7 protein-coding genes are annotated in these 7,033 nt (G+C 70.8%); 1 reads left to right on the forward strand and 6 read right to left on the reverse strand.

Annotated features, from left to right (window positions below):
* Window positions 1-41 precede the first annotated feature (41 nt).
* From AB0C28_RS52360 to AB0C28_RS52375, 4 genes are all read right to left on the reverse strand, one after another.
* Window positions 42-1,844 carry an aldehyde ferredoxin oxidoreductase C-terminal domain-containing protein gene (locus AB0C28_RS52360; protein ID WP_358084474.1) on the reverse strand — a complete coding sequence of 601 codons (1,803 nt, stop codon included), beginning with the start codon at window positions 1,842-1,844 and terminating at the stop codon, window positions 42-44.
* A 173-nt stretch (window positions 1,845-2,017) separates the two neighbouring features.
* The gene (locus tag AB0C28_RS52365; RefSeq protein ID WP_358084477.1) at window positions 2,018-2,863 is read right to left on the reverse strand and encodes a molybdenum cofactor guanylyltransferase; all 846 of its coding nucleotides are present in this window, start codon (window positions 2,861-2,863) and stop codon (window positions 2,018-2,020) included.
* A gap of 70 nt (window positions 2,864-2,933) precedes the next feature.
* Window positions 2,934-4,112, reverse strand: a complete 1,179-nt coding sequence (locus AB0C28_RS52370) for a CU044_5270 family protein (protein ID WP_358084481.1) — start codon at window positions 4,110-4,112, stop codon at window positions 2,934-2,936.
* A 3-nt stretch (window positions 4,113-4,115) separates the two neighbouring features.
* A complete protein-coding gene (locus AB0C28_RS52375) occupies window positions 4,116-4,709 on the reverse strand; it encodes an RNA polymerase sigma factor (protein ID WP_358084484.1) in 594 nt (197 codons plus the stop codon).
* Between the two features lie 445 nt (window positions 4,710-5,154).
* Between AB0C28_RS52375 and AB0C28_RS52380 the strand changes: the two genes are divergently transcribed.
* Window positions 5,155-5,766: an IS5 family transposase gene (locus AB0C28_RS52380; RefSeq protein WP_358084496.1), complete on the forward strand. Its 612-nt coding sequence runs from the start codon at window positions 5,155-5,157 to the stop codon at window positions 5,764-5,766.
* Between the two features lie 157 nt (window positions 5,767-5,923).
* Here the strand turns inward: AB0C28_RS52380 and AB0C28_RS52385 are convergent, their stop codons facing one another.
* Both AB0C28_RS52385 and AB0C28_RS52390 read right to left on the reverse strand, forming a co-directional pair.
* Complete coding sequence (locus tag AB0C28_RS52385) at window positions 5,924-6,352, reverse strand: hypothetical protein (RefSeq protein WP_358084487.1); 429 nt, start codon at window positions 6,350-6,352, stop codon at window positions 5,924-5,926.
* Window positions 6,353-6,775: 423 nt separating this feature from the next.
* Window positions 6,776-7,033: transposase family protein (locus AB0C28_RS52390; RefSeq protein ID WP_358084490.1), on the reverse strand; the 258-nt coding region annotated here is incomplete at its 5' end.

Here is a 7,033-nt window from a genome sequence, read left to right on the forward strand (position 1 = left end):
TTCTACCCTCTGATGGTCCGTTCCACGACACGGCGGCTCATCTACCCGTCCAGCAGGAGATCCGCGAGGTCGGCGGGGGCGACGCGCCCCTCCTCGTCGAGGCCGCGAGCGGCGTAGTAACCGGTGACCATCGAGCGCAGGCGGTCTTCGTCGAGCGCCGCCCGGCGTCCTGAGCCGAGCTCCAGCGGCGTCTCCAGCATCCGCGCCGGCAGCGTGTCGTCGGCGGCGGTGGCCCCCTCACGCTGGTTGAACGCGCGCTTGGCCCGGACGATCCGCCGGGCGGTCTCGCGCAGCTCGGCGGCGTCCACCGGCCAGCCGGTGACCAGCGCGAGCAGCCCGGCCCACTCGGTGAAGGGGTCGTCGAAGACGCCGCGCAGGAACTTGCACAGGATCATCGAGTCCATGACGGCGGCGCGATCCTCGGTGCCGACCGCGGCGGCGACGTGGGCCGCGCCGCCGGCCAGCCGGTCGAGCTCGCCCGACAGGTCGGCCTCGTAGGCTCCCGACCGGTTGTGGTCGGCTCCCCTGGCGTTGACCGCGAGGCCGAGCGCCATCGCCTGGAGGCTGCGGGGCTCGTATCCGGGCAGCTCCAGCCCCTTGACCTGCGGCGCGAAGTCGATCGACGACCCGCCCACCACGGCGGCGGCCCGGCGTGAGCCCTGCGCCAGCAGCTCGCCCAGACCCGGCGACCGCTCGCCGATCGCGTCCAGCGCGCGCAACAGGGCGGCGCCGTCACCGAAGCGCAGCCACGGCTCGTCGAGCAGGCCGCGCTCGGCGCACTCCATCGCCCACGCGATGGTGCCGCCCGCCGAGATCGTGTCGATGCCCAGCTCGTCGCAGCGGGCGCTGGCGGCGAACACCTCGTCGGGGTCGGACACGCCGCACAGCGGGCCGAGCGCGAAGACGTTCTCGTATTCCATCCGCTGCTGGCCGCCGCCCTTGCGGGAGTAGATGTGCTCGCAGCCGATGGAGCACGAGGCGCAGCTGTTGCGGGCCACCCCGCGCAGCTCGTGCAGCTCCTCGGCGGCCAGACGGGGCGCGCCCTCGAAGGTGGCCGCGGTGAAGTTGCGGGTGGGCAGGGTGCTGACCGCGTTGAAGGCCAGCAGGTTGGCCAGCGTGCCCAGCTCGCGGTATTTCGCGGTGGCCGGGCCGAAGCTGCGTTCACGCAGGTCGCGGGCGGCGGCGAGGACGCCCGCCGGGTCGGCCACCGACACCTTGGCCGCCGACCTGACCAGCACCGCCTTGATGTTCTTCGCGCCCATCACCGCGCCGAGACCGCCCCGGCCGGCGTGGCGGCCGTCATGGCTGATGGTGGCGTAACGCACCTGCCGCTCCCCCGCCGGGCCGATGGCCGCGCTGCGCCAGGTACGGCCGAAGCGCTCTTTCGCCGCGGTCTCGGCCTGCGCCGCGGTCAGCCCGGCCAGCTCGGGCGCCGGCTCGAGCCGTACGTCGCCGCCGTCGATCAGCAGCACCGACAGCTCGTCGGCCCGGCCGCGGATCACGATCGCGTCATGCCCGGTCAGCTTGCCGGCGATGGCGAACCGGCTGGAGGCCAGAGCGTCGGTCAGCAGGCCCGTGAGCGGCGACTTGGCCACGACCGCGAACTTCGCGCTGGTCGTCAGCGGCGTGCCGACCAGCGAGGAGAAGACGAAGGCCAGCGGCGCCTCAGGCGCCAGCGGATCGACCCCGGCGGGCGCCAGCCGATGCAGCAGCCACGTGCCCAGGCCCACCCCGCCCAGGTAGGAGCGGAGCACCCGCTCGTCCAGCGCGATAGGGGCACCGCTCGCGTCGCGGCCGGCGACGTCCACGAGCAGCGCTTGGCCGAAGAATCCGCCAGGTGCCATGTCACGACTCTACGACGCGCCACGAGGAGACCATCCCGTGGCCTGCCCTCGCGGGGTTCGCCTCCCGCGTAACCGGCCGCCGCCGCCCGCGTGCCGGCCGCGCACGCCCTTTTCCGCCCGTTTTCCGGACCGGATACGTCCTCAGCCACCCGCTTCCCGGACCGGATGCGTCTTCAGCCGCCGGCGTCGGCGGACAGGAAGGAGACGGTGTCACCGGCCACGAGGGGCAAGGCGGCGTCCCTGGTGACCTGGTCGCCGTTGAGCGCGGCCACCACGTGGCGGTCCAGAGCCAGCCCGGCCGCCGCCGCCGCGGCCCCGAGCGTGGCGGCAGGGACGGCGCGCGGCCGGTGACCCCCGTTCCTGGCCAGCGCGCCGAAACACTCCACCGTGACCTCCGCCGGCGGACGTTCCCTGGCCGCCGCATAGTCCTCGGGGGAGTTGACGTTCACCACGGACTCAAGCTCCGGGTCGTGCCGCCTGAGCCCGGCCTCGGCAAGCAGTTCGTCGTCGTCCAACTGCACCGCCTCGCAGTGCTTGAAAAGCATGCCGGGCCGCAGGTCGCCCGCCGCCAGCAGCTCCGTGACCAGTCCGGCCAGAGCGGTCCGGTAGCCGGCGGCCAGCGGCTGCCGGAACCCCCGGGCGACCGGCAGCACGACGTCCGCTCCCCCGTCCATCGCGCGCAGCACCCGGCGGACGAAGGCCGGATGGAGGAAGGGCAGGTCGGTGGAGCACACGAACGCCACCTCGGCCCGGTCGGCCACCGCCGCCAGCCCCACGGCCAGCCCCTGCATGGGCCCCAGCCCCTCCACGGGGTCCTCCGCCACCGTCACGCCCGAGGGCAACGGCGGCAGCTCCTGCCCGGGCGCGGCCACCACGACGACCGGGCCCTCGACCGCCCTGCCGACCACCGCGGCGGCCCGGTAGAGCAACGTCGAACCATGCCATTCCAGCCACGCCTTCGGCCGCCCCATCCGCGAGGAACGCCCGCCCGCGAGCACGACACCGGCAGCAGTCTGCATGCCCGCATGTTAGGCCACCCGAGCCGGCGAAGGAGCACCGCGGCCACCCCGCCAGGCCGCGCTGCGCTGCTCAGCCGGGCCGCTGCCCGGCCTTCCGCACGACGGCGGCCTCGACCAGCGCGTTCCAGTCGCGAATCTCCCCCTTCTTCCACACGTCGCCGAACGGGGGCTGCTCCTTGTGATTCGCGACCACAACGGTGCGGTAGCCCAGGTACACGTACGTCTCCGGATCGATGAAGATCTCGTCGCGCAGGTATCCGTCCAGGACGTGGTAGAGGGTGACGCCGCGGCGCTTGAGCAGGTCGGAGGCCGTGTCCTCGTACCGGACGCCGGGGATCGCGGCGAGGGCGCCGTACATGGCGGCGCGGAGTCTGGGCGGCAGCGCGGCGTCCCTCATGCCCATCGCGATCAGCTGGAACGCCCACCTGTCGCGCTCCTCGCGCTGGAGCTCAGGCGTCGACTCCGCGGCGATGCGCTCGGCCTCCTCCGGGCTCTTGCCCCTGCTCTCCGCCCGCTGCCGGACGCGGTCCTGGAGCGACTCGCGGTGCCTGGCGTCCTCCTCGTCGACCGTCGCGTAGACGCGGGCCAGCAGCTGATCGGCCTCGGTCGGCAGGGCGAGCAGGTAGGCGTAGGTCACCTCGAACTCCGACCCCTTATGAACCTTGAGCCGGCCCTGCTCGACGGTGGCGAACGCCTTGTCGTCGAACCGCCGCCACTGCTCGTGGGTGACCGTCTCCTTGGGACGGCCGCGCAGCCACTCCCCGCCGTCCGGCCGCGTCTGGGCGCGTACGCTCTTCACGTAGCTCCACTGCGTGGGTGAGATCGCCCATCCGGCTTCGGCGCCGGCCAGCAGCGCCGCGTTGTCCGCCACGTCCTGGGCGTCCGCGACCGGCCGCAGCCGCAGCTCCGTGGTGGTCGTGGCAGTGGTGGACGGCGGGGCCGGGGAGGTCCGCGGATCCACGCCCGCGCCGGGAACGACCGTCACGGCCACGGCGACCGCGGTGGCGGCCGCTCCGGCCAGGCTCAGCCCCCACATCGGCCGGACCCGGCGCACCCGGCGACTCCGGCCACCGCGCATCTGCGCGTTGAGGCCGCTGCGCATGTGCACGTCCAGGCCACCGCGCATCTGGTCACCGCGCATGTGCGCGTTCAGGCGGGCGCGGGCCGCGTCGACGGTCCTCGGAGCGGGCTCCGGCTGCGCGTCGTGGTGGCGGCGCAACTCTCGCAGTTCTTCCATGGTCTCTTCCATGGTTCAGGCCTCCTTCGCCACGTGACCCAGCGTCTTGCGGAGCTTGGCTCTGGCCCGGTTCACCCGGGAGCCGACGGTGCCGATCGGTACGCCCAGGGCTAAGGACGCCTCCGCGTAACTGAGGTCGGCGCAGGCCACGAGCATCAGCGCGTCGCGGTCGCGCTGGGACAGCCCGCTCAGGCCACGGGCCAGCCGTGGGCGGAGCAGTTCGGCGGAGACTCGGTCCGTGACCTGTTCGGCGTGACCCTCGACGTCGTCACGGCCGGCCGCGCGGCCGAGGGCCCGGTAGTAGCGGAGCTCGTCGCGGCGATGACGGGCGATGAGGTTGGTGGCGATGCCGTACAACCAGGCTTTCGCCCGCGCGTGGGTCAGGTCGTAGCGGGCGCGCTGGTCGAAGCCGATCAGGAACGTCTCCGCGGCCACGTCGTCGGCGGCCACGGGCCCGAGGCGGGCGGCGGCGTAGCGGTGGATGGCGGTGAAGTACCGGTCGAAGATCACCGCGAACCACTCGGGCTCATCGCGCGACTTGGCGATGACCGACGCGTCGTCCGTCTCCGCCACCATCGGCCTCGACGGGTGGGAGGAAGGGTCATACATCCGGCGCCTTTCTCGAAAGAGGGTCGGCGCTTATTGCCCGATGCGCACCTTCTTGTTCACGGTTGTTGTCCCCTGTCCTCCTGCGGCCCGCCGGACAACACCCGCCGGGCCCCGGTCACGGAGCACATCGTGGGCACCTGTGCGTTAGGGGCGCTTTTCTCACCCGGTCACGCCGCCGGCTCCCGAGCAGGAGGACGACTGAAGTCATGTTGATCCTCCGCACGGTCTCGTGCAGGCCGTCACCCACATGACACACCCTCGCCGGGCAACTCAGAGCCTGCTGACGAAGGACTTTGGTGGTGAGGCTCGAGTCAGGAGAGTGTTGGGGTGCGGTCATCATTGGGCCGTTGACCGGTGAACGGGAGCGGGCTCCCGGTAGCTGAGGTGTTGTCTAAGCAGCTCAGCGGCCAGGAGCCCGTGGTTGTCTGTCTACACGTCCGCAACCGTGAACGCCAGCGGTTGTGCCTCATCGGGGTGCGCATGTCGCGATCGGAAACCGGCATACCCGTCGGATCTCACCGACATCGAAGGGCAGGTGCTGGAGCCCGAGGCGCGAGGCGTGATGGCCGAGCTGGTCACGGTGACAGGCCGGCCGATGGTGCATGACCTGCGCGCGACACTGGACGCGATCGACTACGTGACCCGGTACGGGATCGAGTGGCGGGCCCTGCCGGTCGACTTCCCGCCGCACGAGGCGATCTATGCGTTCTTCCTGCGTTGGTCCCGGTGCGGTCTGCCCGAACGGCTGGCCGGGCGGCTGCGTGGTCGTCTGCGCGTTCTGGCTGGACGCGGTGAGCTGCCGACTGCCGGCTGCGTGGACTCCCAGACGGTCCGGGCGGCCGAGACCGTCAGCCCGGCGGCCTGCGGATACGACGCGGGCAAGAAACTGAAGGGGCAGAAACGGCACGTCGTGGTCGACACGCTCGGGCTGCTGTTGTGCGTGATGGTCACCGCCGCGTCGGTGCAGGACCGCGACGGCGCGCCTCCGGTGCTGGCGCTGCTGCGCCAGAAGTTCTCCACGATCGCTCTGGTCTGGGCCGACGGCGGCTACTCTTGAAGCCGCTGACCTGAGTGCTGCATCTCGGCCGGACCCGCCTTCCAGGTCGCGGCCGAAGGCTTCATGATCGGAGCCCCGACGCAGCAGGGCATCAGGGCTCTGGGCGAGTGGAGGTTCTCGCTGTGGCCGTACCCCGGGGGTGCGGCCACAGCGAGATTCACAGTCTCTTGATGCACCCGGTGATCGCCACCGCGAGGGCCTCCTTGGGATACGCGGCCAGGTGGGCGACGTCACCGCCTGACCAGCGGTACAGTCCGTCGGCCGCACCAGCAGTGCAGAGGTGTGCCTTGTACAACGCCCACTTGCCAGCCTTCTTTGCCGCCGCGACGATCTGTTTCCAGAACTTCTTGACGAAGTTGTAGATGGCAGTCGGTATCCCGGCGATCTCCGCCCCATGGCCATCTTGGTGGCGATTGATGGCATCCGCGTGGCTGGTCATCGCGGCCCAGAGGTCCGAGCTGATTTCCCGAACAACGGCGTCGGACAGGAAGCTGAGGTTGACCCCGTTGTCGGTGATCACATCGTCGACCTCGGTCGACTCCATCGCCTCGGCGAATTCGGCGGGGTTCTGTTGGGCCCAGGCCATCAGGACGCCTGAAACATCGGTGCGGCTGTTCGACCATTGCGACGCCCCGTGATGTCACTTCTGTTGTAGGGGCTCGTCGGTTGTCCAGCGAGGGCGAGGCTTACTGGACAAACAACGCAGAGTCGGTCGAGGCGCGTGACCTGCGGCAGGATCAGTTCTGAGACGTTGTTCAGGAAAACGGAAGAAGCTGCGGCCGGCGACTACCACTCCGACCCCGAAGCCGTAGTAGGGGTGATTACGACCAGCACCGGCCGGACTGCGTGCGCTGCGAACATGAGCGCCAGGAGTCCGCCGACCCGGCACAACCCGCCCTACTGCATACGCCTCCCGGCCTACCGGGTGGGCGTCGGCTGGGGAGACCTGCGAGGCCAGCAGGTAACCCTGATCGGCACGCACTACAACATCAGCGGTACTGACGTGATCTCAGCGAATTGCTGGTAGGTAGTTGTGCTCGAAATGGGTGCGGACAAGTGCTGCTCGGGCGATGTCGCCGATGGTGCTGGGGCTGAGGGTGATGTGCTGGAGGATTCGCCAGCGGCCTTTGAGCAGGGCGAATCCGCGTTCGCCGAGGCAGCGCAGGGCGCGGAGGAGCCGGTTGTAGGTGCGGTTGTCCGGGCTGAGGATCTGGTTGCCGTCGGGCTGCTTGATCGGGGTGTGAATGCCGATTCCGGCGCCGTCGTA

The organism is Nonomuraea sp. NPDC048892, assembly GCF_040649735.1.
GTDB classification, from domain to species: Bacteria; Actinomycetota; Actinomycetes; order Streptosporangiales; family Streptosporangiaceae; genus Nonomuraea; species Nonomuraea maheshkhaliensis.